This is a genomic window from Streptomyces sp. NPDC050997 (assembly GCF_040660135.1).
Classification (GTDB): Bacteria; Actinomycetota; Actinomycetes; order Streptomycetales; family Streptomycetaceae; genus Streptomyces.
Genome location: NZ_JBFAGK010000010.1, coordinates 272,816 through 295,014, shown reverse-complemented (window position 1 = coordinate 295,014; position 22,199 = coordinate 272,816). Strand labels below are relative to the sequence as shown.

The following is a 22,199-nucleotide window of genomic DNA, read 5'->3' as shown; positions in this document are numbered from 1 at the left end:
ACGTACAGGTAGCCCCCGTTCCGCCCCCGCCAGGGCCCCCGTACCGTTGGCAGACGTGAGCACCCTCGACCGCGCCCGGCGTCACCTCAAGGCGCACCCCATGGCACTGGACGCGGCCCTCGCGGCCGGTGTCCTTGTCTGCATGGTGGCCGGCTCGTTCGTGGACCCGCACGGAGAGCGGGGCGTCAGCTGGGGATTCCGCACCCCCGACCCCCTCAGCCTGGTCCTCATCGCCCTCGGCTCCGCCGCCCTCGTGTTCCGCCGCCGAGCCCCCATGACGGTCCTCGCCCTCACCGGCACCTTCTCCCTCGTCGAGGCCGTCACCAGCGACCCCCGCGCCCCCGTCGCCATGTCCGCGGTGATCGCCCTCTACACCGTCGCCGCCACCACCGACCGTCCCACCACCTGGCGGGCCGGCCTGCTCACCATGACCGTCCTCACCGGCGCCTCCATGCTCGCCGGCCCGCTCCCCTGGTACGCCCAGGAGAACCTCGCGATCTTCGCCTGGACCGGCATCGGCGCCACCGCCGGCGACGCGGTCCGCAGCCGCCGCGCCTTCATCCACGCCATCAGAGAGCGCGCCGAACGCGCCGAGCGCACCCGCGAGGAGGAGGCCCGCCGCCGGGTCGCCGAGGAGCGCCTGCGCATCGCCCGTGACCTGCACGACGTCGTCGCCCACCACATCGCCCTGGTCAACGTCCAGGCCGGGGTCGCCGCCCACGTCATGGACAAGCGGCCCGACCAGGCCAAGGAGGCGCTGGCCCACGTACGGGAGGCCAGCCGCTCCGCGCTCAACGAACTCCGCGCCACCGTCGGCCTGTTGCGCCAGTCCGGGGACCCGGAGGCGCCGACCGAGCCCGCCCCCGGCCTGGACCGGCTCGACGAACTCGTCGGCACCTTCCGCAGCGCCGGACTGCGTGTCGAGGTCGCCCGCGCCGACAACGGCACCGTCCTGCCCGCCGCCGTCGGTCTGGCCGCCTACCGGATCGTCCAGGAGGCCCTCACCAACGTCCAGAAGCACGCCGGGACGGCGGCGAAGGCCGAGGTCAGCGTCGTCCGGGTGGGACCGGACATCGAGATCACCGTCCTCGACGACGGAACCGGCGACGACGACGGCACGCAGGCCGGCGGCGGCCACGGACTGCTCGGCATGCGGGAGCGCGTGACCGCCCTGCGCGGCACCCTCACCACCGGTCCCCGCTACGGCGGCGGCTTCCGCGTCCATGCGATCCTGCCGGTCAAGACCCGCACCGCAGTCACCGGAAAGCCGGGAGAGCCCGTATGACCATCCGCGTCCTGCTCGCCGACGACCAGGCCCTGCTGCGCAGCGCCTTTCGCGTGCTCGTCGACTCCGAGCCCGACATGGAGGTCGTGGGCGAGGCGTCCGACGGGGCTCAGGCGGTGCTGCTGACCCGGGAACAGCGCGCCGACGTCGTCCTGATGGACATCCGGATGCCCGGCACGGACGGCCTCGCGGCCACCCGCATGATCAGCGCCGACGCCTCCCTCGCCCATGTCCGCGTGGTCATCCTGACCACCTTCGAGGTCGACGACTACGTCGTGCAGTCGCTGCGCGCGGGCGCCTCCGGCTTCCTCGGCAAGGGCTCCGAACCCGAGGAACTCCTCAGCGCCATCCGGGTCGCTGCGGGCGGCGAGGCCCTCCTGTCCCCGGCGGCCACCAAGGGCCTGATCGCCCGCTTCCTCGCCCAGGGCGACGCGGCGGACGACGACCGCGACCCCGCCCGCGCGCAGCGCCTCGCCGCGCTCACCGTGCGGGAGCGCGAGGTGCTGGTCCAGGTCGCCGGCGGACACTCCAACGACGAGATCGCGGAGCGGCTGGAGGTCAGCCCGCTCACCGTGAAGACGCACGTCAACCGGGCCATGGCCAAGCTGGGCGCACGGGACCGGGCCCAACTGGTGGTGATCGCGTACGAGTCGGGCCTGGTACGTCCAAGGGTGGAGTGAACTCGACCTCGCCGTACTGCGCCCGGAGTATGCGCCGTATAAGGAACTGGACCTGGGGCCTACGGATCGGCACTTCCGCATGGCACAGGGTGGAGGGGCGGGCGCTCACATGTGCGGCCGCCCTGACTTCTGCCGCTCACAGAAGAGAGACCCTCACCCATGTCCTGGCTGTCGAGATTCAGCCTCGCTCAACGGGCCCTGATAGGCCTGATGTCCATCATCGCGCTCGCCTTCGGAGCGATCGCGATCCCGCAGCTGAAGCAGCAACTGCTGCCCACCATCGAACTGCCGGTCGTGTCCGTGCTGGCGCCCTACCAGGGCGCGTCTCCCGACGTCGTGGAGAAGCAGGTCGTCGAGCCCATCGAGGACAACCTGGAGGCCGTCGACGGCATCTCGTCCGTCACCTCCACGGCGAGCGAGGGCAACGCCCTGATCATGGCGTCCTTCGAGTTCGGCACCGACACCGGGCAGCTGGTCGCCGACGTCCAGCAGGCCGTCAACCGGGCCCGCGTCCAGCTCCCCGACGATGTGGACCCGCAGGTCGTCGCCGGGTCGACGGACGACATCCCGACCGTCGTCCTCGCCGTCACCTCCGAGCAGGACCAGCAGGCGCTGTCCGACCGGCTCGACCGGACCGTCGTACCGGATCTGAAGGACATCGACGGCGTCGGACAGGTCACCGTCGACGGCGTACGGGACCTCCAGGTCACCGTCACCCCCGACGACGCGAAGCTGGCGAAGGCGGGTCTGACCGCTCAGGACCTCTCGCAGACGCTCCAGGCGGGCGGCGCGACCGTCCCGGCCGGCTCCTTCGACGAGGACGGCGGCAACCGCACCGTCCAGGTGGGCGGCGGCTTCACCTCCCTGGAGCAGATCCAGGACCTGATGGTCACGGGCCAGGGCGCCAAGAAGCCCGTACGCCTCGCCGACATGGCCACGGTCGAGCAGCAGCAGGCCGTCGCCGACTCCATCACCCGGACGGACGGCAGGCCGAGCCTCGCGGTCACGGTCACCATGGACCACGACGGCAGCGCGGTCGCCATCTCCGAAGCGGTCCAGGACAAGCTGTCCGACATGCGGGAGGACCTCGGTTCCGGCGCCACCGTCACGGTCGTCAGCGACCAGGGACCGGCGGTCTCCAAGGCCATCGACGGCCTGACCACCGAGGGCGCCCTCGGTCTGCTCTTCGCGGTCCTCGTCATCCTGGTCTTCCTGGCGTCGATCCGCTCGACGCTGGTCACGGCGGTGAGCATCCCGCTCTCCGTGGTCCTGGCCCTGATCGTGCTGTGGACCCGTGACCTGTCCCTGAACATGCTCACGCTGGGCGCGCTGACCATCGCCATCGGCCGGGTCGTCGACGACTCGATCGTGGTGCTGGAGAACATCAAGCGGCACCTCGGCTACGGCGAGGAGCGCCAGGACGCCATCCTGAAGGCGGTCCGTGAGGTGGCCGGCGCGGTGACGTCCTCGACGCTCACCACGGTCGCGGTCTTCCTCCCGATCGGCCTGGTCGGCGGCATGGTGGGCGAGCTGTTCGGCTCGTTCAGCCTGACCGTCACGGCGGCGCTGCTGGCTTCCCTGCTGGTGTCGCTCACGGTCGTCCCGGTCCTGTCGTACTGGTTCCTGCGCGCCCCGAAGGGCACCCCCGAGGACGCGGAGGAGGCCCGCCGCAAGGCCGAGGAGAAGGAGGCGAGGAGCAGGCTCCAGCGCCTCTACGTCCCGGTCCTGCGGTTCGCCACCCGGCGCCGTCTGACGAGCCTGGCGCTCGCGGCCGTCATCCTCGTCGGCACCTTCGGCATGGCACCCCTGCTGAAGACGAACTTCTTCGACCAGGGCGAGCAGGAAGTCCTCACCGTCAAGCAGGAGTTGAAGCCGGGCGCCAGCCTGGCCACGACCGACGCCCAGGCGAAGAAGGTCGAGAAGCTGCTCTCCGCCACCAAGGGCGTGAAGGACTACCAGGTCACCATCGGCTCCTCCGGTTTCCTGGCGGCCTTCGGCGGCGGCACGGACACCAACCAGGCGTCGTACCAGGTGATGTTGAAGGACTCGGCGTCGTTCGACGACGTGCAGAACGCCATCGAGGACGGCCTGCACAAGCTGTCCGGCATCGGCACCACCACGGTCGCCGCCGGTGACGCTTTCAGCAGCCAGGACCTGAGCGTGGTCGTGAAGGCCGCCGACGCGAACGTCCTGCGCGAGGCCTCGGAGGAGGTCCGAAGGACGGTGGCCGGTCTGGACGATGTCACGGACGTCACCAGCGACCTCTCGCAGAGCGTCCCGCGCATCTCGGTCAAGGCCAACTCCAAGGCGGCGGCGGCCGGTTTCAACGAGCAGACCCTCGGCGCGGCCGTCGGCCAGGCCGTGCGCGGCAGCACGGCCGCCAAGGCGATCCTGGACGACACGGAGCGGGACGTCGTCATCACGTCGGCGAAGCCGGCCCGGACGCTGGACCAGCTGCGCGACCTTCGGCTGGGTCCGGTGAAGCTGGGCGACATCGCGGACGTGAAGCTGGTCGACGGCCCGGTCTCGATGACCCGTATCGACGGTCAGCGCGCCGCGACCATCACGGCGAAGCCGACGGGCGACAACACGGGCGCGGTGAGCGCGGACCTGACGTCCAAGCTGGACTCGCTCAAGCTGCCGGCGGGCGCCACGGCCGAGATCGGCGGGGTCTCCCAGGACCAGGACGACGCGTTCAAGAACCTGGCCCTGGCGATGCTCGCGGCGATCGCCATCGTCTTCATGCTCCTGGTCGCGACCTTCCGCTCGCTGGCCCAGCCGCTGATCCTGCTGGTCTCGATCCCGTTCGCGGCGACCGGCGCGATCGGCCTGCTGGTGGCGACGGGCACCCCGATGGGCGTCCCCGCGATGATCGGCATGCTGATGCTCATCGGCATCGTGGTCACCAACGCGATCGTGCTGATCGACCTGATCAACCAGTACCGCAAGCAGGGGTACGGCGTTGTCGAGGCGGTCGTCGAAGGGGGCCGCCACCGGCTGCGCCCGATCCTGATGACGGCCCTGGCCACGATCTTCGCCCTGCTCCCGATGGCCCTCGGCGTCACCGGCCAGGGCGGCTTCATCGCCCAGCCGCTCGCGGTGGTCGTGATCGGCGGCCTGGTCACGTCGACCCTGCTCACCCTGCTGCTGGTCCCGACGCTGTACGCGATGCTGGAGCTCCGCAAGGAGCGCCGGGCGAAGAAGCGGGCGGCGAAGCGGGCGAAGAAGGCGGGGGCGCCCGAGGAGTCGGCCTCGGACCCGGCCTCCTCCTCGTCCCCCGATTCCTCGTCCCCCGACTCCTCGGACGAACCGGAGCCCGCGTCCGTGTGACGGCACGCTCCACGGCGGCCGGGCACCGAACCCCGACGGTTCGGTGCCCGGCCGTCGGCATGTCGCCGTTGCGTATCCTGCGGCCCCGAACTGGTCTGTCCGGAACGGCCGGTCGGTCTTCCTGGAGTGGGCGTCTTCACCTTCGGCCCTGCCGACCCCGCCGACCCGTCGACCCCGAGCGGAAGCCCGTCTCGGGGTCGGCGGCGGTCCACGACAGGGCTACGGCAGCGCCAGCATCCGCTCCAGCGCCAGCTTCGCGAACGCCTCGGTCTCCTTGTCGACCTCGATCCGGTTGACCAGGTTGCCCTCGGCGAGGGACTCCAGGGTCCACACCAGGTGGGGGAGGTCGATGCGGTTCATCGTCGAGCAGAAGCAGACCGTCTTGTCGAGGAACACGATCTCCTTGCCCTCGGGCGCGAAACGGTTCGCGAGGCGGCGGACCAGGTTCAGCTCGGTGCCGATGGCCCACTTCGAGCCGGCCGGAGCCGCCTCCAGCGCCTTGATGATGTACTCGGTCGAGCCGACGTAGTCCGCCGCGGCCACGACCTCGTTCTTGCACTCGGGGTGCACGAGCACGTTCACACCGGGGATCCGGGCGCGCACGTCCTCGACCGACTCCAGGCTGAAGCGGCCGTGCACCGAGCAGTGGCCGCGCCAGAGGATCATCTTCGCGTCGCGCAGCTGCTCGGCGGTCAGCCCGCCGTTGGGCTTGTGCGGGTTGTAGAGGACGCAGTCCTCCAGGGACATGCCCATGTCCCGCACGGCGGTGTTGCGGCCGAGGTGCTGGTCGGGCAGGAACAGCACCTTCGAACCCTGCTCGAAGGCCCACTCAAGGGCCCGCTGGGCGTTGGAGGAGGTGCAGATCGTGCCGCCGTGCCTGCCGGTGAACGCCTTGATGTCCGCCGAGGAGTTCATGTACGAGACGGGCACGACCTGCTCGGCTATGCCGGCCTCGGTCAGCACGTCCCAGCACTCGGCGACCTGCTCCGCGGTGGCCATGTCGGCCATCGAGCACCCGGCGGCGAGGTCCGGCAGTACGACCTTCTGGTCGTCGCCCGTCAGGATGTCCGCGGACTCCGCCATGAAGTGCACACCGCAGAACACGATGTACTCGGCCTCCGGGCGCGCGGCCGCGTCCCGGGCCAGCTTGAAGGAGTCGCCTGTGACATCGGCGAACTGGATGACCTCGTCGCGCTGGTAGTGGTGGCCGAGGACGAACACCTTGTCGCCGAGCTTGGCCTTGGCCGCGCGGGCGCGCTCGACCAGGTCCGGGTCGGACGGCGAGGGCAGGTCGCCGGGACACTCGACACCCCGCTCGCTCTTCGGGTCGGCCTCACGGCCGAGGAGCAGCAGGGCAAGAGGAGTCGGCTGTACGTCGAGCTCCTGGGTCTGGGCCGTGGTCACGACACGCACCCTTTCTACTTTTCGTCGAATTGACGTTATCTATCATAACCCGCTTCATGTCACTTTGACGATGGTCATAACGTCGATGTGACGTGAATCCCGATGGCGGATGGCGATCGCTGTTCGCTTCAGCGCGGGTGTGCGAGCATGAATGACAGGAAGAGGAAAGAAGTGGGAACACAAGTCCTCGGCCCGGAATGAATCCGCGGCCCCGACGGTTGCAACCGTCGGCAAGGCAGTCTCCGTACAACCCGGGAGAGATGTAGATGTCCGTATCGGACGAGACCAGCACCGTCACCGACGGCATCATCCTGTCCGACGCCGCCGCGGCGAAGGTCAAGGCCCTGCTCGACCAGGAAGGCCGCGAGGACCTGGCGCTGCGCGTCGCCGTTCAGCCCGGCGGCTGCTCCGGCCTGCGCTACCAGCTCTTCTTCGACGAGCGTTCCCTCGACGGCGACGTGCTCAAGGACTTCGACGGCGTCAAGGTCGTCACGGACCGCATGAGCGCCCCTTACCTGGGCGGCGCGTCCATCGACTTCGTCGACACCATCGAGAAGCAGGGCTTCACGATCGACAACCCGAACGCGACCGGCTCCTGCGCCTGCGGCGACTCCTTCAGCTGACCCGACCGGCAGCTGAACAGCGAGAAGGCGGCGGCCCCCTCCGACAGGGCCGCCGCCTTCGCGCGTTTCCGGGACGGGGTCGTCGCGTCCCGTCCCGGACGTCCTTGGGGGCCTACTGCGCTCCGGACGTCTCCGGCAGTCGTGCCCCCGCCTTCTCCAGCGGGATCCCCTTGCCGTCCGACCCCACCACCGCCCGGTCGCCCAGCGGCTCGTCCAGCCGCACGGTCTTCTCGAAGACCTTGGCGATCATGATGCAGACCTTGTCCGGCCACCGGGTCTCGGTCACCTTCACGGCCACCTCGTCCCCGCTCTCGCTCGCGGTCGCCTTGTAGTCGGCGCACACACCGCCCGTGAAGGTCACGGTCAGCTCCCGCCCCTCGGCCCGGTAGCCGTCCACCTGGACGTCCCGCGGCGCCGGTGCGGCCGTGGGCTCGTCGCCCGGTCCGCTCGGCTGCGCGGACGGCGTGGGCGAGATCACGTACTTCGGATCGACCGCCGGATGCGTCACCGTGACGTCGTCCTGCGCGCCGGGCGTCCGTACGTCGAACAGCCAGGACGGCACCAGGGTCTGCCGCCCGGCCACGGTGTGCGGGGCCAGCCCGAACACGGCCTTCTCGACGGTGAGCGTCTCCTTCGCCGCAGTGGCGGTGGAAGAGCCGCAGGGCGCTTCGAGCCGGTCCTTCTGCGGTACCGGAGTCGCGCAGCCGCCGATGCCCATGCGGTGGTCGGTCCCGGGCGCCGCGTTCAGCAGCGCCAGCGTCTCCTTCGCACTCAGCACGGGATACGTGTCGCCCTTCACCGGCGCCTTCAACTGGCCGTTGCCGCTCAGCACCTTGCCCTGCGCGTCGACGGTCACCCCGGTCGTCCAGCCGTACGTGGGCAGGTCACCGATGACGGGTTCGGCGTTCACGATCCGCTGCGCGCCCAGGGTCCGGCTCGCGTCCAGCTTCGTGTCGTCCTGGCCCAACGCCTTCAGGACCGGCGCGGCCGCCTTCTTCGCGACCGCCTCGCTCACCGGGTCGCCACTCGGGTCGGCGGGGGTCTTGGCACACACGGTCGCGCTCTGGCAGTTGTCGGTGCCGGGGGAGTAGCGGTGGAAGGTCCAGGTGCCCGGCGCCTGCCGGTTCACCTGGAGACTCGGTCCCATGCTGTCCTTCGCCCCGACCGTCCAGGCCTGTCCGGCGGCCACGGGCTTCCCGGCGACCCCGAGAGCCTTGGCCAGGTCGGCCACCTCGTCCTCCGTCACCTGGCCCTGCGCCCGGTACACGGGCGCCGAGCCGGGGCCGTCGGGGAGCGTGCCGGCGGCGCGGTAGGTGACGCCGTAGGGGTTGGGCTCGCCGGGCGCGATGCCGTTCGTACCGCCGCCCTCGGAGTAGCCGTCCAGAGCGAGCGGCGGGGGAGTGCCGTCACCGGACGCCCCTGACGTCGTACGCCCGCCCGAGCCCACGGATCCGTCGGCGGCGGACGTGGCGAAGTACGCCCCACCGCCCCCGACCAGCAGCACGGCGGCGGCGACGGAGACGACGACGGCGGGTGAGCGGTGCCGGCTCGAGCGGACACCGCCGCCGCCGCTCTCCTCGACGTCCTGGACCCGGGGGATCTCGGCATCGGGAACGGCGTCCGCGTCCGCATCGGCATCCGCATCGGCATCGGAGGAGGCGTTGGGGACGGGGGAGGGAGCGGCGGCGGTGCTCTCGGCGGCGGCTTCGTCTTCGTCGGTACCGGCTTCGTCGTCACCGGCGTCGTCGGGACGGGCCTCACCGGCGCTTGCCTCGCCCGCACCGGCCGCGCCCGCACCGGCCTCTTCCGCTTCGGCCTCGACAGAGTCGGCGACATCTGTGCCGCTGTCCTCGGCGCCGGGTGACTCCTCGGCACCGGAAGCCTCAGCAGAGGCAGCAGCCCGCTCCTCCGGAACATTCCGCTCCTCGGGAACGTCCGGCTCCTCCCGGGCGCCCTGCCCCTCCGAGGCGCCCTTCGTCTCCGAGGCCGCCTTCGTCTCCGCGGCGCCCTGCTCCTCCGTGGAGCCACCGGCGCCCCGCTCCTCCACGGAGCCTTCGGCGTCGTCGTTGTCGGGTCGCTCGGTGTTCACCGCATCGCTCCTTCGGCTGCGCTTCTGTCCCATGACCCTGACCCGACCCTGTCAAAAAGATCGGCCACCGGGTCGTATCCCGCATCCCCTTTACGGGGGACAGCGATGGGACGCAGCGGGGGAGCGCGCGGTTCCCTGAAAAAGCGCCGCCTCAGTCGCCGTACTCCGACATCGCGTCCAGCAGCCGGGCCGACCTCGGCGGGACGGTCACGCCGTGGATGAGTGACGGGGGGACCGGAAGGGAAACGACCCGTTCGGGCGCCGACCAGTGCGGGACCATCCGGGCGCAGTCGCCGCGCAGCGACGCGAGGTCGCCCTCCAGGTCGCCTTCCAGACCGGCCGGAGCGGGAGCGTGGAGCTCAAGGTTCGTCATAGCGGCACCGTAGGCACGCCCAAGCCTGCGAAGAAAGATCTACTATCGGGTAGTTTCGGCTGCTTCAGAGCCCCGCGTCGACCCGGTAGCGTGAACTGTCAACCCGCCCTCCCGTCTCCCGTTGCCACCCCCTCCAATGAGCGCTATCGCGCGCCCCTGCTTATTCCACAGGAGAGTCAACACCGTGCGCATCGCAGTCACCGGCTCCATCGCCACCGACCACCTCATGACCTTCCCCGGCCGCTTCGCCGACCAGTTCGTCGCGGACCAACTGCACACGGTCTCGCTCTCCTTCCTGGTCGACAACCTCGACGTCCGGCGGGGCGGCGTCGGCGCGAACATCGCCTTCGGCATGGGCCAGCTCGGCACCCGGCCGATCCTGGCCGGAGCCGCGGGCTTCGACTTCGACGAGTACCGCGCCTGGCTGGACCGGCACGGCGTCGACACCACCTCGGTGCGTATCTCCGAGACGCTGCACACCGCGCGCTTCGTCTGCACCACCGACGCCGACCACAACCAGATCGGCTCCTTCTACACCGGTGCCATGAGCGAGGCCCGCCAGATCGAGCTGAAGACCGTCGCCGACCGCGTCGGCGGCCTCGACCTGGTCCTGATCGGCGCCGACGACCCGGAGGCGATGCTCCGCCACACCGAGGAGTGCCGCTCCCGCTCGATCCCCTTCGCCGCCGACTTCTCCCAGCAGATCGCCCGGATGAACGGCGACGAGATCCGGATACTGCTGGACGGCGCGACGTACCTGTTCTCGAACGAGTACGAGAAGGGCCTCATCGAGTCCAAGACCGGCTGGAGCGACGCCGAGATCCTCGGCAAGGTCGGCCACCGCGTCACCACCCTCGGCGCGCAGGGTGTGCGCATCGAGCGCGCCGGCGAGGACCCGATCGTGGTGGGCTGCGCGGAGGAGGAGCGCAAGGCCGACCCCACCGGCGTCGGCGACGCCTTCCGCGCCGGTTTCCTCTCGGGTCTCGCCTGGGGTGTCGGTCTGGAGCGCGCCGCCCAGGTCGGCTGCATGCTCGCCACCCTCGTCATCGAGACGGTCGGCACCCAGGAGTACCAGCTGCACCGCGCTCACTTCATGGACCGCTTCACCAAGGCGTACGGCGACGACGCGGCGGTGGAGGTTCGGGCGCATCTCGTCTGAGTTCGGGTGCGGGTGCGGGTGTGTGGGGGGCTGGTCACGACCACGCGGCGGAGCCGTACAGCGATCACGCGGCTGAGCCGCACAGCGACCACGCCCCGCGCCGCGCGCCCCCAAGTGAGTCAGGTCGTCCGGCGGATCAGATAGGCCGTTCCTTGATCCGCCGGCTCCTCACCGACGTACTCCTGGCCCCGCATCTCGCACCAGGCCGGGATGTCCAGCCGGGCCGCCTCGTCGTCCGACAGGACCCGGACCGTGCCGCCCACCGGTACGTCCCCGATGACCTTCGCCAGCTCGATCACCGGGATCGGGCACCGCCTGCCGAGAGCGTTCACGACCAGGGAGTCCGCCCGCGCGGAGGCCACCGTCGCCCCGGGCGCCCCCAGCTTCTCCCGTACGCCGGCCACCGCCCCGGGGAGTACCTCCAGGAACCGCTCGACGTCCTGGGCCGTCGTCCCGGCCGGCAACGACACGCGCACGTTCCCCTCACTCAGCACACCCATCGCCTTCAGCACATGGCTGGGCGTCAGCGTGCTGCTCGTACAGGACGATCCGGAGGAGACGGAGAAACCGGCGCGGTCCAGCTCGTGCAGCAGTGTCTCCCCGTCGACATAGAGACACGAGAAGGTGACGATCCCGGGCACCCGCCGCTCCGGATCGCCGACCACCTCCACATCGGGCACCAGCCGCGGCACCCGCGACCGGATCAGCTCCGTCAGCTCCCGCAGCCGTAGAGACTCCTGAGCCGCCTCGGCCCGCACCGCCCGCAGTGAGGCCGCCGCCGCCACGATCGCCGGAATGTTCTCGAACCCGGCCGCCCGCCCCGACTCCCGCTCGTCCACGGGCCCTTGAGTGGCGAACCGCACGCCCTTCCGCACCACCAGCAGCCCGACCCCGGAGGGCCCGCCCCACTTGTGGGCGCTCGCGGCCAGCAGGGACCAGTCGCCCGGCACCCGGCCCCACGCCAGCGACTGTGCCGCGTCCACCAGCAACGGCACCCCGGCCGCCCGGCACACCTCGGCGACCGCCGCCACCGGCTGTTCCGTCCCCACCTCGTGGTTGGCCGACTGCAGACAGGCCAGCGCGGTGTCCGCCCGCAGCGCGCTCTGGTACGACTCCACGGTCACCGCCCCGGTCCGCCCCACCGGCACCTCGGTCACCGATCCGCCGCCCGCCTCGAACACCTCCGCCGTATGGAGTACCGAAGAGTGTTCGACCGCGGACACGATCAGGTGGCGTCCGACGCGGTGGCGGCCGGCCAGAGCGCCGGAGATCCCGGTGTGCACCGCGCGGGATCCGGAGGAGGTGAAGGTGAGTTCGTCCGCACGGCAGCCCACCGCTTCGGCAGCGGCCTCCCGCGCCGCGTCCAGCAACATCCGCGCCCGGCGTCCCTCCCTGTACAGACGTGCGGGATCCGCCCACCCCTCGTCCAGGGAGGCCAGCAGCGCCTGCCGGGCAACGGGGTGGAGCGGGGCACTGGAAGCAGCGTCGAAGTACGGCACACAGCAACGCTAAGCGCCCCGAAGGGGCATGGGGAACTGCGCGGTCAACCACAAACCACCCGCACCCGCCATATAAGCCGCACCTCGAGTCATTGGGTTCCCGTCGGAATGACCCACGGCGCGTATGCCACCCTCCCCGCGAACGCCCGAAGGGCGTCGGCTAGGGTTTGGTCCGCATAAACATCCAAACCCCTGCCCGACGCAGGGCGGCGACCGACCAGCGAGAAGGCCGCAGCCGACCGCGCGGGCGAGACTCTCGGGAAGGCGCTACGTGAGTCCCAACGGCTCCGACCGCTCGCCGCGGCGCCCGATGCGGCGGAAGCTGCTGCAGGCACTGACCGCGGGCCTGGTCCTGGCTACCGCAACCGGTTGCACATACGAGGACTTCCCCCGCCTTGGTATGCCCACGCCGACCACCGAAGAGGCTCCGCGGATCCTCTCCCTGTGGCAGGGATCGTGGGCCGCCGCGCTCGCCGTCGGCGTGCTGGTGTGGGGCCTGATCCTGTGGAGTGCGATCTTCCACCGGCGCAGCCGCACCAAGGTCGAGGTCCCTCCACAGACCCGGTACAACATGCCCATCGAGGCGTTGTACACGGTGGTCCCGCTCATCATCGTCTCGGTCCTCTTCTACTTCACGGCCCGCGACGAGTCGAAGCTCCTCAGTCTGAAGGACAAGCCCGACGTCACGGTCAACGTCGTCGGCTTCCAGTGGAACTGGGGCTTCAACTACATCGAGCCGGTCGAGGGTTCCACCGGTGACGCGAAGACCGACAAGAACCTGGACGCGATTCCGAACAGGTTCAAGGACGCCTTCCCGGCCAACGCCGGCGGTGTCTACGACGTCGGTACGCCCGCCACGAAGAACCCGCAGAACGGCAACCCCGGGCCGACCCTCTGGCTCCCCAAGGGCAAGACGGTCCGCTTCGTCCTCACCTCGCGCGACGTCATCCACTCCTTCTGGGTGGTGCCGTTCCTGATGAAGCAGGACGTCATTCCGGGCCACACCAACGCCTTCGAGGTGACTCCCAACAAGGAGGGCACCTTCATGGGCAAGTGCGCCGAACTGTGCGGCGTCGATCACTCCCGGATGCTGTTCAACGTGAAGGTCGTCTCCCCCGAGCGCTACGAGCAGCATCTCAAGGACCTCGCCAAGAAGGGGCAGACCGGTTACGTTCCCGCGGGCATCGAGCAGACGGCCCATGAGAAGAACCGGGAGACGAACAACCTGTGAGCATCCTCAACGAACCCCAGGGTGCCGCGGCGGCGGAGCCCCATTACACGGACGAGCTGCCGGTCAGGCGCAAGCAGCCCGGCAATGTCGTGATCAAGTGGCTGACGACCACTGACCACAAGACGATCGGCACGCTGTATCTGATCACGTCGTTCGTCTTCTTCTGCGTCGGTGGCGTGATGGCGCTGCTGATGCGCGCCGAGCTGGCCCGTCCGGGCCTGCAGATCATGTCGAACGAGCAGTTCAACCAGGCGTTCACGATGCACGGCACGATCATGCTGCTGATGTTCGCGACGCCGCTGTTCGCCGGTTTCACGAACTGGATCATGCCGCTGCAGATCGGCGCGCCCGACGTGGCGTTCCCGCGGCTGAACATGTTCGCCTACTGGCTGTACCTGTTCGGCTCGACGATCGCGGTCGGCGGCTTCCTCACCCCGCAGGGCGCGGCCGACTTCGGCTGGTTCGCCTACAGCCCGCTCTCCGACGCGGTCCGCTCGCCGGGCATCGGCGCCGACCTGTGGATCATGGGCCTGGCCTTCTCCGGCTTCGGCACCATCCTCGGCGCGGTCAACTTCATCACCACCATCATCTGCATGCGCGCCCCCGGCATGACCATGTTCCGCATGCCGATCTTCGTGTGGAACGTGCTGCTGACCGCGGTCCTGGTCCTGCTGGCCTTCCCGGTGCTGGCCGCCGCGCTGTTCGCGCTGGAGGCGGACCGAAAATTCGGGGCCCACGTCTTCGACTCCGCGAACGGCGGCGCCCTACTGTGGCAACACCTCTTCTGGTTCTTCGGCCATCCAGAGGTGTACATCATCGCGCTGCCGTTCTTCGGGATCATCTCCGAGGTCATCCCGGTCTTCTCCCGTAAGCCGATGTTCGGCTACATGGGCCTGATCGCGGCGACCATCGCCATCGCCGGCCTGTCCGTGACCGTGTGGGCCCACCACATGTACGTCACCGGCGGCGTCCTGCTCCCGTTCTTCTCCTTCATGACGTTCCTCATCGCCGTACCGACAGGCGTGAAGTTCTTCAACTGGATCGGAACGATGTGGAAGGGGTCCTTGAGTTTCGAGACCCCGATGCTCTGGGCCACCGGCTTCCTGATCACCTTCACGTTCGGTGGTCTGACCGGTGTCATCCTGGCCTCGCCGCCGATGGACTTCCACGTCTCGGACTCGTACTTCGTGGTGGCGCACTTCCACTACGTCGTCTTCGGCACCGTGGTCTTCGCGATGTTCTCCGGCTTCCACTTCTGGTGGCCGAAGATGACCGGCAAGATGCTGGACGAGCGCCTCGGCAAGATCACCTTCTGGACGCTGTTCATCGGCTTCCACGGCACCTTCCTGGTCCAGCACTGGCTGGGTGCCGAGGGTATGCCGCGGCGTTACGCGGACTATCTCGCGGCCGACGGCTTCACCGCCCTGAACACGATCTCGACGATCAGCTCGTTCCTGCTCGGCCTGTCGATCCTGCCGTTCCTCTACAACGTGTGGAAGACGGCCAAGTACGGCAAGCCGGTCGGCGTCGACGACCCGTGGGGCTACGGCCGCTCGCTGGAGTGGGCGACCTCCTGCCCGCCGCCCCGGCACAACTTCCTCACCCTGCCGCGGATCCGCAGTGAATCCCCGGCGTTCGACCTGCACCACCCCGAGATCGCCGCGCTCGACCAGCTGGAGAACGCCGGTCACGGTGAGAAGGCTCTGGCCGGCAACGGCGGCAAGGAGGCCGGCAAGTGAAGATCCAGGGCAGGATGTTCTTCTGGCTGAGCATCTTCATCCTCGCCATGGCGATCGTCTATGGCGTGTGGTCGAAGGAGCCGGCCGGCACGACGGCGCTCTTCCTGGCCTTCGGTCTGTCCATCATGATCGGCTTCTACCTGGGCTTCACGGCCCGTCGGGTGGACGCCGGCGCGCAGGACAACAAGGAGGCCGACGTCGCGGACGACGCCGGTGAGGTCGGGTTCTTCAGCCCGCACAGCTGGCAGCCGCTCGCCCTCGCCACCGGCGGCGCGCTGGCCTTCCTCGGTGTGGCGATCGGCTGGTGGCTGCTGTACTTCTCGGCGCCGCTGCTGCTGATCGGCCTCTGGGGCTGGGTCTTCGAGTACTACCGCGGTGAGAGCCGCACCCAGTAGCACAAGGTGAGCTCTCCGGAGCCCGGACACTCCGTCAGGAGCGTCCGGGCTCCTGCTTTTGCAGCACACTCGCTAACTCGTCCGAGTTACCCGGCGCGCCGTGCTTGACAAATCTTCCTAGCGTGAGGCCATGAACCACGCAGAGCCGTTTCGCGGCGCAAGAGCAGGCACTGCCGTCAGCTGCACACTGCTGATATTCGCCCTCGGTATCGGTGTGACCGCCTGCGGCAGCGACGACCATCCGCTGGCCACCGAGCCGTATGACGCGGCGGACCAGATCGCCTTCAACGGCCCCGTCGGGGACGGCAAGAAGGCCGACCCAGACAAGCCCCTGGAAATCACCGCCGAGGACGACGACGGCCGCATCACGGACGTGACGGCCCTGGACGCCACGGGACGCTATGTGGCGGGCGAACTCTCCGCCGACGGCACCCGCTGGCACAGCACCTCCCCGCTGGCCGCCAACGCCCACTACACGGTCCGGGTGAGCACCGAGGACGAGGACGGGGCACCCGGCCGCAAGACCCTCACCTTCGACACCGGCAAGCCCGTCACCAAGAAGCGCCTGAACGTGACGTTCGGGCCGAAGGCGGGCGAGTACGGCGTCGGCCAGCCCATAACCGCCAAGCTGAGCAAGCCCGTCAAGGACAGCGCTCAGCGAGCCGTCATAGAACGGGCCCTCAAGGTGGACTCCATACCGGCCGCGCAGGGCGCCTGGCACTGGGTGGACGACAAGGAACTCCACTACCGGCCCAAGGAGTACTGGCCCGCCCACGCCGTCCTCCAGGTCCGCAGCAACCTCGAGGGCATAAAGATCAGCGACGGGCTGTGGGGAGGCAAGGCCAAGCCGCTCAAGCTGACCACGGGCGACCGCGTCATCGCGGTGACGGACGCCTCGTCACACTCGATGACCGTCTACAAGAACGACCAGGTCATCAAAGAGATCCCGGTCACCACCGGCAAGCCCGGCTTCGACACCCGCAACGGAGTCAAGGTGGTATTGGGCAAGGAGTACTTCGTACGTATGCGCAGTGCCACCGTCGGCATCTCCGAGGGTTCCTCGGAGTCGTACGACCTGCCCGTCTACTACGCCACCCGGGTCACCTGGAGCGGCGAGTACGTCCACGCCGCCCCCTGGTCGGTCGGCTCCCAGGGGTACGCCAACGTCAGCCACGGCTGCACCGGCATGAGCACCGCCAACGCCGAGTGGTTCTTCAACGCCGTCCGCGAGGGCGACGTGGTGCAGGTCGTCAACTCGAACGGCAACACGATGGAGACCTTCGGCAACGGCTTCGGCGACTGGAACCTCGACTGGGAGAAGTGGCGCGTCGGCAGCGCCCTGGTCGCCGGTAACACGGCGGAGGGCCCGGACTCGGAGGAAACGGCACGACTGAGGCCGCAGAGCGTCTAGAGCCACCTCGGCGGCAGCGGACCGGACGCGGCAGCGGACGGCTCCGCCGTGGGGGCCGGACAAGCCCCCACGGCCCCGCAGCCGCCGGACCGTGTCCGGAGCCGAGTCCTCAGGCGTTCAGAGACTTCTTCTCCCGCAGCAGCGCGGCCAGCGCCGCCGCGAACTCCACCGGATCCACCGGCAGCGTCACAGCGGCCTCCGCACGGCTCCACGTGGCCAGCCACGCGTCCTGAGGGCGGCCGATCAGCAGGAGCACCGGCGGGCAGTCGAAGACCTCGTCCTTGATCTGCCGGCAGACCCCCATGCCGCCCATCGGCACGGCCTCGCCGTCCAGGACGCAGACATCGATGCCGCCCCGGTCCAGCTCCTTGAGCACGGCCGCCGGGGTCGCACACTCCAGGAACTCCACCACGGGTACATCGGGAGCGGGCCTGCGCCCGGTGGCCAGCCGCACCTGCTCGCGGGTGTTGGAGTCGTCGCTGTAGACCAGCACCGTGGCGGTCGGCTGCATGGTTCCTCCGTGACATCGGCGTCGTACGGACCCAGGACGGGCTCGGCCCGCTGCCGCGGATGCTACTCCCTGGGGCGGCTCGTCAACACCTGCCGTAACACCGCTTCGGTGGGCCATCCGGGCAGCGCACGAGCTGCGAACACTCCGAACGGCACCCCCCGTAGTGAGGGCGGGATAAGCGACCGACATAATGTCGGTCGTGGCGACAGCAACGACAGTAGAAACCGGGCACGCGCACCCGTCGGTCAACCGGCCGAACCTCACCAGCGTCGGAACCATCATCTGGCTGAGTTCCGAGCTGATGTTCTTCGCGGCCCTCTTCGCGATGTACTTCACCCTGCGATCGGTGACGGGTCCTGATCACTGGAAGGAGATGGCGCACGCTCTCAACGTGCCCTTCTCGGCGACGAACACCACGATCCTGGTGCTCTCCTCGCTCACCTGCCAGCTCGGCGTGTTCGCCGCCGAGCGCGGTGATGTGAAGAAGCTCCGTGGCTGGTTCATCGTCACCTTCATCATGGGTGCGATCTTCATCGGCGGTCAGATCTACGAGTACACGGAGCTGGTGAAGAAGGACGGGATCTCCCTGTCCTCCGATCCGTACGGCTCGGTGTTCTACCTGACCACCGGCTTCCACGGCCTGCACGTGACGGGCGGCCTCATCGCCTTCCTGTTCGTCCTCGGCCGCACCTACGCGGCGAAGAGGTTCACGCACGAGCAGGCGACCGCCGCGATCGTCGTGTCCTACTACTGGCACTTCGTCGATGTCGTCTGGATCGGCCTCTTCGCCACGATCTACCTGATCAAGTAGCCGGGACCGCTCCCGCAATTCCAGAAGCATCGACGCAGAAGATCCTGACACCGGGGTAATCCGTGAAAAAGCTCTCCGCACGACGACGCCATCCGCTGGCGGCGGTCGTCGTACTACTCCTCGCGCTGGCATGCACCGGGGGGCTGTACGTCCTGTTCGCACCCACGGACAAGGCTGCGGCCGATGAAACCGCCCAGTCGCTTGCCATCGACGAGGGCAAGAAGCTCTACGCCGTCGGCTGCGCCAGTTGCCACGGCACCGGCGGTCAGGGCAGCAGCGACGGTCCGAGCCTCGTGGGCGTCGGCGCCGCGGCCGTCGACTTCCAGGTGGGAACCGGTCGTATGCCGGCCCAGCAGCCGGGCGCGCAGATCCCGAAGAAGAAGAACATCTACACGCAGGCCGAGATCGACCAGCTTGCCGCGTACATCTCTTCCCTGGGTGCCGGCCCGTCCGTCCCGACCGACGCGCAGTACGGCCCCGAGGGCGCCGACATCGCCAAGGGCGGCGAGTTGTTCCGCACCAACTGCGCCCAGTGCCACAACTTCACCGGCAAGGGCGGCGCGCTCACGCACGGCAAGTACGCACCGGACCTCGAGGGCGTCAGCCCGAAGCACATCTACGAGGCCATGCAGACCGGCCCGCAGAACATGCCCTCCTTCCCCGACAGCACCCTGTCGGCGCAGAATAAGCAGGACATCATCGCGTACCTCGACGCGGTCAACGGTGACGACACCGAAAGCCCCGGCGGTCTTGAGCTGGGCGGACTCGGTCCGGTCAGCGAGGGCCTGTTCGCCTGGATCTTCGGCCTCGGGGCGCTGATCGCGGTCGCCGTCTGGGTCGCCGCTCGGACCGCAAAGGCCAAGAAGTCATGAGTAGCCAAGACATTCCAGAAGAGAACCTGCCCGAAGAGCAGGAGCACGGGCACGGCGCGGTAGGCGTCGCGGACGAGAAGAACCCGTTCGCCGACCCCGGCCTGCCGCCCCACGAGCACCGGGTCCAGGACATCGACGAGCGGGCCGCCAAGCGGTCCGAGCGTGCGGTCGCCTTCCTGTTCACGCTGTCGATGCTGGCCACCGTCGGCTTCATCGCCTCGTATGTGGCGATCCCGCACGATAGGGCGATCTACGTCTTCCCGATCGGGCACGTCAACGCGCTGAACTTCGCGCTGGGCCTGACGCTGGGCGTGGCGCTGTTCACGATCGGCGCGGGGGCGGTCCACTGGGCCCGCACCCTGATGTCCGACGTGGAGGTCGCCGACGAGCGTCACCCGATCGAGGCGCCGCCCGAGGTCCGCGAGAAGGTCCAAGCGGACTTCAAGCTGGGCGCCAAGGAGTCGGCGCTCGGCCGTCGCAAGCTGATCCGCAACACCATGCTCGGCGCGCTCACCCTGGTGCCGCTGTCCGGCCTGGTACTGCTGCGCGACCTCGGCCCGCTGCCCGGCACCAAGCTCCGGCACACCCTGTGGGCCAAGGGCAAGCTGCTCGTCAACATGAACACCAACGAGCCGCTGCGTCCGTCCGACGTCGCGGTCGGCTCGCTGACCTTCGCCAAGCCCGAGGGCCTGGAGGAGCACGACGAGGAGTTCCAGACCGAGATCGCCAAGGCGGCCCTGATGATCGTCCGGATCCAGCCGGACAACATCAAGGACAAGCGCGAGCTCGAGTGGTCGCACGAGGGCATCGTCGCGTACTCGAAGATCTGCACCCACGTCGGTTGCCCGATCTCCCTGTACGAGCAGCAGACGCACCACGTGCTCTGCCCCTGCCACCAGTCCACCTTCGACCTCGCCGACGGCGCCAGGGTGATCTTCGGCCCCGCCGGTCACGCCCTGCCGCAGCTTCGCATCGGCGTGAACGACGCGGGCTACCTCGAGGCGCTCGGCGACTTCGATGAGCCTGTCGGTCCTGCATTCTGGGAGCGCGGATGAGCACTCAAGCCACCAACACGAATCCCTCCGGGGACGCGGGCCGCTCCCGCGGGAAGGCACCGGCCGGCGAGAAGGTCGCCGACTGGGCCGACGGCCGGCTCGGGATCTACTCCCTGGCCAAGACCAACATGCGCAAGATCTTCCCCGACCACTGGTCGTTCATGTTGGGTGAGGTCTGCCTCTACAGCTTCATCATCATCATCCTCACGGGTGTGTACCTGACGCTGTTCTTCCACCCGTCGATGAACGAGGTGGAGTACCACGGCAGCTACGTCCCGCTGCAGGGCCAGCTGATGTCCGAGGCGTTCAACTCGACCATGCACATCTCCTTCGATGTGCGCGGTGGTCTGCTGATCCGGCAGATCCACCACTGGGCGGCGCTGATCTTCCTCGCCGCCATGTTCGTGCACATGATGCGCGTGTTCTTCACGGGTGCGTTCCGCAAGCCGCGTGAGGTCAACTGGCTGTTCGGCTTCCTGCTGTTCGTCCTCGGCATGTTCACCGGCTTCACCGGCTACTCGCTCCCGGACGACCTGCTCTCCGGCACCGGTGTCCGCTTCATGGAGGGCGCGATCCTGTCCGTGCCGATCGTCGGCACGTACCTGTCGTTCTTCCTCTTCGGCGGTGAGTTCCCGGGCGGCGACTTCGTGGCCCGCTTCTACTCGATCCACGTGCTGCTGCTGCCGGGCATCATGCTCGGCCTGGTCGTCGGCCACCTGATCCTGGTCTTCTACCACAAGCACACGCAGTTCGCGGGCCCCGGAAAGACGAACAACAACGTCGTCGGCATGCCGCTGCTGCCGGTCTACATGGCCAAGGCCGGAGGCTTCTTCTTCCTGGTCTTCGGTGTCATCGCGGCCATCGCGGCGATCGCCTCGATCAACCCGATCTGGGCCATGGGCCCCTACCGTCCGGACCAGGTGTCGACCGGCGCCCAGCCCGACTGGTACATGGGCTTCTCCGAGGGCCTGATCCGTGTCATGCCGGGCTGGGAGATCAACTTCTGGGGTCACACGCTCGTCCTGGGTGTGTTCATCCCGCTGGTGATCTTCCCGCTGGTGCTGGTCGCGATCGCGGTCTACCCGTTCATCGAGTCCTGGGTCACCGGTGACAAGCGTGAGCACCACATCCTGGACCGCCCGCGCAACGCCCCGACGCGTACGGCTTTCGGTGTCGCCTGGATCAGCTGGTACATGGTGCTGCTGATCGGTGGTGGAAACGACCTCTGGGCGACCCACTTCCACCTCTCCATCAACGCGATCACCTGGTTCGTCCGGATCGGCTTCTTCGTCATTCCGGTCCTCATGTTCATCGCCACCAAGCGGATCTGCCTCGGCCTCCAGCGCCGCGACAAGGAAAAGGTGCTGCACGGCCGCGAGTCGGGCATCATCAAGCGCCTGCCGCACGGTGAGTTCATCGAGGTGCACGAGCCGCTCAGCCAGGAGCAGCTGCACACGCTCACCGCGCACGAGCAGTACGTGCCGGCCCAGATCGGCCCGACGGTCGACGAGAACGGCGTCGAGCGCAAGGTGAAGGGTTCCGAGAGGCTCCGCGCCAAGCTCAGCGAGGCGTACTACGGCGAGGAAGCCCAGATCCCCAAGCCGAGCGTCGAGGAGTACAAGGAGATCACCAGCGGCCACGGCCACCACTGATCACCGCGTCGCCACACCACGGCAAGGGCCCCCGTCCGGTCTTCGGACGGGGGCCCTTCGCCGTGCCCGGCGCTGGATAG

At 68.8% G+C, this 22,199-nt stretch carries 18 protein-coding genes; 13 read left to right on the top strand and 5 right to left on the bottom strand.

Going from position 1 to position 22,199, the window contains the following annotated elements; all coding sequences use genetic code 11:
• The first annotated feature begins 55 nt into the window (after nt 1–55).
• The 3 genes from AB0H86_RS24170 (at nt 56) to AB0H86_RS24160 (ending at nt 5,295) form a co-directional block, all read left to right on the top strand.
• Nucleotides 56–1,285: a histidine kinase gene (locus AB0H86_RS24170; protein WP_362442312.1), complete on the top strand. Its 1,230-nt coding sequence runs from the start codon at nt 56–58 to the stop codon at nt 1,283–1,285.
• Nucleotides 1,282–1,965, top strand: coding sequence for a response regulator transcription factor (locus tag AB0H86_RS24165; protein WP_362442309.1), 684 nt, complete (start codon nt 1,282–1,284; stop codon nt 1,963–1,965). Before AB0H86_RS24170 ends, AB0H86_RS24165 begins: the two co-directional genes overlap by 4 nt.
• A 159-nt stretch (nt 1,966–2,124) precedes the next feature.
• Nucleotides 2,125–5,295 (top strand): efflux RND transporter permease subunit, encoded by a 3,171-nt coding sequence (locus tag AB0H86_RS24160; RefSeq protein WP_362442306.1) that lies wholly within the window; start codon nt 2,125–2,127, stop codon nt 5,293–5,295.
• A gap of 219 nt (nt 5,296–5,514) precedes the next feature.
• Here the strand turns inward: AB0H86_RS24160 and nadA are convergent, their stop codons facing one another.
• Nucleotides 5,515–6,699 (bottom strand): quinolinate synthase NadA, encoded by a 1,185-nt coding sequence (gene nadA / locus AB0H86_RS24155; protein WP_362442303.1) that lies wholly within the window; start codon nt 6,697–6,699, stop codon nt 5,515–5,517.
• 266 nt (nt 6,700–6,965) lie between these two features.
• Here nadA and AB0H86_RS24150 point away from each other — a divergent pair, with 266 nt between their 5' ends.
• A complete protein-coding gene (locus AB0H86_RS24150) occupies nt 6,966–7,322 on the top strand; it encodes an iron-sulfur cluster assembly accessory protein (RefSeq protein WP_006380335.1) in 357 nt (118 codons plus the stop codon).
• Nucleotides 7,323–7,434: 112 nt separating this feature from the next.
• Here AB0H86_RS24150 and AB0H86_RS24145 read toward each other — a convergent pair whose 3' ends face one another.
• Both AB0H86_RS24145 and AB0H86_RS24140 read right to left on the bottom strand, forming a co-directional pair.
• A complete protein-coding gene (locus AB0H86_RS24145) occupies nt 7,435–9,411 on the bottom strand; it encodes a hypothetical protein (RefSeq protein ID WP_362442299.1) in 1,977 nt (658 codons plus the stop codon).
• Between the two features lie 151 nt (nt 9,412–9,562).
• Nucleotides 9,563–9,784 carry a hypothetical protein gene (locus AB0H86_RS24140; RefSeq protein WP_362442296.1) on the bottom strand — a complete coding sequence of 74 codons (222 nt, stop codon included), beginning with the start codon at nt 9,782–9,784 and terminating at the stop codon, nt 9,563–9,565.
• Between the two features lie 184 nt (nt 9,785–9,968).
• Between AB0H86_RS24140 and AB0H86_RS24135 the strand changes: the two genes are divergently transcribed.
• Nucleotides 9,969–10,943, top strand: coding sequence for a carbohydrate kinase family protein (locus AB0H86_RS24135; RefSeq protein ID WP_362442293.1), 975 nt, complete (start codon nt 9,969–9,971; stop codon nt 10,941–10,943).
• Nucleotides 10,944–11,062: 119 nt separating this feature from the next.
• Here AB0H86_RS24135 and AB0H86_RS24130 read toward each other — a convergent pair whose 3' ends face one another.
• Entirely contained in the window at nt 11,063–12,442 is a 1,380-nt protein-coding gene (locus tag AB0H86_RS24130; protein WP_362442290.1) for an aminotransferase class V-fold PLP-dependent enzyme, read from the bottom strand.
• 271 nt (nt 12,443–12,713) lie between these two features.
• Here AB0H86_RS24130 and coxB point away from each other — a divergent pair, with 271 nt between their 5' ends.
• From coxB to AB0H86_RS24110, 4 genes are all read left to right on the top strand, one after another.
• Nucleotides 12,714–13,673 (top strand): cytochrome c oxidase subunit II, encoded by a 960-nt coding sequence (gene coxB, locus AB0H86_RS24125; RefSeq protein WP_362442287.1) that lies wholly within the window; start codon nt 12,714–12,716, stop codon nt 13,671–13,673.
• Nucleotides 13,670–15,412, top strand: a complete 1,743-nt coding sequence (ctaD, locus tag AB0H86_RS24120; RefSeq protein ID WP_362442284.1) for a cytochrome c oxidase subunit I — start codon at nt 13,670–13,672, stop codon at nt 15,410–15,412. Before coxB ends, ctaD begins: the two co-directional genes overlap by 4 nt.
• Nucleotides 15,409–15,807: a cytochrome c oxidase subunit 4 gene (locus AB0H86_RS24115; RefSeq protein ID WP_362442281.1), complete on the top strand. Its 399-nt coding sequence runs from the start codon at nt 15,409–15,411 to the stop codon at nt 15,805–15,807. Before ctaD ends, AB0H86_RS24115 begins: the two co-directional genes overlap by 4 nt.
• Before the next feature lie 130 nt (nt 15,808–15,937).
• The gene (locus AB0H86_RS24110) at nt 15,938–17,218 is read left to right on the top strand and encodes an Ig-like domain-containing protein (protein ID WP_362442278.1); all 1,281 of its coding nucleotides are present in this window, start codon (nt 15,938–15,940) and stop codon (nt 17,216–17,218) included.
• A 109-nt stretch (nt 17,219–17,327) separates the two neighbouring features.
• Here the strand turns inward: AB0H86_RS24110 and AB0H86_RS24105 are convergent, their stop codons facing one another.
• Nucleotides 17,328–17,729, bottom strand: coding sequence for a hypothetical protein (locus AB0H86_RS24105; RefSeq protein WP_362442275.1), 402 nt, complete (start codon nt 17,727–17,729; stop codon nt 17,328–17,330).
• 190 nt (nt 17,730–17,919) lie between these two features.
• Between AB0H86_RS24105 and AB0H86_RS24100 the strand changes: the two genes are divergently transcribed.
• From AB0H86_RS24100 to AB0H86_RS24085, 4 genes are all read left to right on the top strand, one after another.
• Nucleotides 17,920–18,540, top strand: a complete 621-nt coding sequence (locus tag AB0H86_RS24100) for a heme-copper oxidase subunit III (RefSeq protein WP_362442272.1) — start codon at nt 17,920–17,922, stop codon at nt 18,538–18,540.
• Nucleotides 18,541–18,602: 62 nt separating this feature from the next.
• Nucleotides 18,603–19,412: a c-type cytochrome gene (locus AB0H86_RS24095; protein WP_362442269.1), complete on the top strand. Its 810-nt coding sequence runs from the start codon at nt 18,603–18,605 to the stop codon at nt 19,410–19,412.
• Nucleotides 19,409–20,467: a Rieske 2Fe-2S domain-containing protein gene (locus AB0H86_RS24090; RefSeq protein WP_362442266.1), complete on the top strand. Its 1,059-nt coding sequence runs from the start codon at nt 19,409–19,411 to the stop codon at nt 20,465–20,467. The genes AB0H86_RS24095 and AB0H86_RS24090 overlap by 4 nt, the downstream gene beginning before the upstream one ends.
• A complete protein-coding gene (locus tag AB0H86_RS24085) occupies nt 20,464–22,119 on the top strand; it encodes a cytochrome bc complex cytochrome b subunit (protein WP_362442264.1) in 1,656 nt (551 codons plus the stop codon). The genes AB0H86_RS24090 and AB0H86_RS24085 overlap by 4 nt, the downstream gene beginning before the upstream one ends.
• The last annotated feature ends 80 nt before the right edge of the window (nt 22,120–22,199 follow it).